At 70.0% G+C, this 3,431-nt stretch carries 2 protein-coding genes; both read left to right on the plus strand.

All coding sequences use genetic code 11. The annotated features are described in order from the left end of the window. Nucleotides 1-586 (plus strand): hypothetical protein (locus AB1609_18515; protein ID MEW6048440.1); only part of this gene is annotated, 586 nt, incomplete at its 5' end. Between the two features lie 51 nt (nt 587-637). Then, the coding region (locus AB1609_18520) for a hypothetical protein (protein MEW6048441.1) at nt 638-3,431 on the plus strand (2,794 nt) is incomplete at its 3' end.

Here is a 3,431-nt window from a genome sequence, read left to right on the forward strand (position 1 = left end):
GGGCTCGCTGCTCGTCAGGGACATCGGCTCCGGCCGCGAGTGGGAAGTGCCCGCCAGCGGGGAGTTTACCGTGTCCTGGGAACCGGGCGGGCGGGTGCGGGTGGCCGGGGCGGGTGACCTGCAGCCGCTTTTCCCGGGGAGGCTTCCCGACCCCGAAGGGCTGGCCCGGGTGCTGGCCAGCCTCCCCTGCCCCAAGTGCGCCTGGTCGAAGGCGCTGCTTGCCCTGCTGGCATCGCCGTGGGCCCAGGAGGTTTCGGCAGGCACCCTCCCGCCCGGCGAGCCCGGGGCAGAAGAGAAAGTCGACGTCGCGTGGAGTTCAGGTAGCGAGTCGGTAACGCTGAAGGGGTCGGCGACGGGCCCGGCTCCTGCGCCGTCCGAGGGCAGTCTCCTCCTGCGGCGCGACCTGCGAGTGCGGTGGGAAGCCCGGTCGGGCGAAGTGCGGGGCTCGGGGGGTTTCTCCGCCACTGTCTGGTACGACGCGGCCACGCTGTGGGCGTCCCGGGTCACGGTCCTCCTGCACGGCGCCTGGGAAAGCGGCGAGAGGAAGGTGGTGGCTTCGGGGCAGTACGAGGCCACTGTGCGTTAGCCTTGCAGGTCCGGGCGGGGCGGGGTGCACGGAATGAAGGGGGGTGAAAACATGAGCAGAAGAGGGGTGCAGCAGTGTCTCCTGGCCGCAGCCATTGTCGCCGGGATTCTCCTGGCCGCAACCCAGCCCTGCCTGGCCCGGTACACCTGGGAGGGAGACGGTCCGTACGAAGACACCCCAAGCTGGGCGCGCGCGTACGTGGAGTCCATGCGCCAGGGCAAGGTGATTGCGGGGTACGAGTTCGAGCGGTACCGCTGTGCGAACAGCTACTGCTGGTGGGAGACGTACTGGCGCTTTTATCCCAGCGACGACGCGACCCGTGCCTGGTGGGGCATGTGCCTGATGGAAGTCCTGGGCACACTTGAAGACTACAGCTACAAGATTGGCAACACTGACTGGTACTGGAACGGGAGGCGGTGGTTCCGGCCCTACGCCAACGACATGCTGGCGATGGGACTCATCCCCCCGCAGACGTTCCAAGATGGCTACATCCGGCGGGACGAGGCGTTTTCGTGGTCCGTGCGGGCGCTCGGCCTGCGGCCTGTAGCCGAGGCCATGTCCGAGAGCGAGATCAACCAGTACCTGAATCGTTTTTCCGACGGCTGGAGGACCGACCCGCAGTACCGTGCCGACATGGCGCTGTGCATCAAGCTCGGGCTGGCCCGGGGCTACGACGACGGCAGACTGCATCCGGACGACTACCTCCTGCGGTCAAGCGGAGCCGTGCTGGCCTCGCGGTTGCTGAGCGTGAGGCTGGAACCTTCCCCGGAGATCTTCCGCCCGCGGGATGGCCAGACGGTGACTGTGCGGGCGAGCAACCACGGGATGGGCACGGTGACGAGCTGGACCCTGAAGGTGGCGCCGGCTTCCAGTCCGAACGATACGATCCGCTCGTGGTCCGGTTCGAGCCTGCCGACAGTGCTGGCGGTGTGGGACGGCAGGTACCCCGGAGGGAGCGTGTGCCCGTCCGGCAGGTACCTCCTGTGGTTCTCCGGGAAGTACCGCACTCCCGTGAACGAGACCGTCGATACCGAGTGCGTGCGGACCATCGTGCTCGACGGCCGCTGGTTTGCGGCGGCGCCGTTCCGGACCGCGCTGGTGGCGGGGGCGCCGGTATATGTGAAGGCCTGGGGCGAGGGAACCAGGGTCTCGGGACCGAGCGTCACGGCGAGCTGGGGAGCGAGCGCCACGCTGTCCTGGGACGGGAGCTACGGCGAAGGCGTGCTTACGCTGCCCGCGCCAACTCCCGAGGGCTCCTACCGCCTCGACTTCTCGGCGGTGCTCGGTGCCAGCGGCCTGCCGAACGCGTCGTTCTCCGCTTCCAGCGCCGTCACGGTCGTCCAGGAGCGGGTATCGGTTTCCGCTCCCGGCTCGTTTGCCCCGGGCAGGGGCGAGGTCTTGCCGGTGAGCGCGTCCGCCCGCGGGTACACCTCGGCGGTGAGCTGGACGCTCAGGATCCTCAACGGCTCGGGGAGCGTGGTGAGGCAATACTCCGGTTCCGGCCTGCCGTCCGCGCTCTGCTCCTGGGACGGCCGGGACGCCTCCGGCCGGCCCTGCCCGGGTGGGACGTACACGCTTGCCCTGGAATCCGTGCGGGGCGTGGACACAGGGAAGGGGCAGTACAACCTGACCTGCACGGCCTCAACGCAGGTGGTCCTCGACGGGCGGGTGATGGAGGCGTCGCTCAGCCCTACCCGCGTGGTGGAAGGCGAGCAGGTCACCGTGTCCGCCCGTGCCCGTGACTGGTCGGGGAGTGCCGGGTCGTTTGCCGACGCCCGCGTCCTTCCGTCATGGGGAGGCGAGGTGGTCCTGTCCGGAATGATGTCCGACCGCTCCGCGGCCCTGACCGTGCCGGCGGGCGCGGCGGGGAACCGGACGGTTGAGGTACGCGGTACGCTCGTCCAGAGCGGCCTTTCCGACGTGACGGTGTCCCAAACGCTGCCCCTGACGGTTGACGCCGAGCTGCGGTCGCTGTCCGCGGCGCCCGCGACCGGGCGGGCCGTGGCCGGGGCTGTGCTGTACGTGACGGCCACGACCAGGGGCGACGTCCTGCAGGGTCCCACCGCGGAGGGCTGGGGTCAGTCGGTGCCCATGCAGCAGACCGGCGGGGGAAGCGGCTGGGAGAAGACCTGGAAGGCAGTGCTTTTGGTACCGGCGGGCGCAGCCGAGGGGCCCGCCCAGGTGGTGGTGAGGGCGCAGCTGGGCCAGCAGGGCGCGCAGCCCAAGTGGTTCCAGGTGGGGTTCAACGTGGCGGTGGTGCGCGAGTATGTGGACCTCAACGTGCCGGGGTCCTTTGCCCCGGTCCGCGGCGAAAGCCTGGCGGTGCGGTGCTCCTCCGCCGGGGTGACCCAGCCGGTGAGCTGGAGCCTGCGCGTGGAGAAGCCCTCCGGCCAGGTCGTGCGGCAGTTCTCCGGCACGGGCCAGCCCGACCCGCTGTGCACCTGGGATGGCAGGGACGTGTCGGGCAACGTGGTCTCCCCCGGAAGCTACGTCCTGCGCTTGGACTACGTACGGCGGGTGGACACCGGTGCTGGCAACCCGCCCTACACGCTGTACCTGAGCGACACCGCCACGGTGATCGTGGACGGCAGGCAGCTCCTCCAAGCGTGGGTCGAGGCCAACCCCACGGTTGCGGGAGCGCCGCTGTGGGTGGATGCGACCTACAGCGGCCAGCTCGTGTCGGGACGGGCCGAGGGCAACTGGGGCAAGTCGGCGGCGATGGCTGAAGTCTCCCCGGGCCGGGCGTGCGGCCAGATGGAGGTGCCGCAGTCTTTGGCTCCGGGTGGCCGCACCGTCACGGTGCGGGTCACCCTGCGCCAGAGCGGCTTGCCCGACCTGGAACTGA

The organism is Bacillota bacterium, assembly GCA_040754675.1.
Taxonomy (GTDB): domain Bacteria; phylum Bacillota; class Limnochordia; order Limnochordales; family Geochordaceae; genus Geochorda.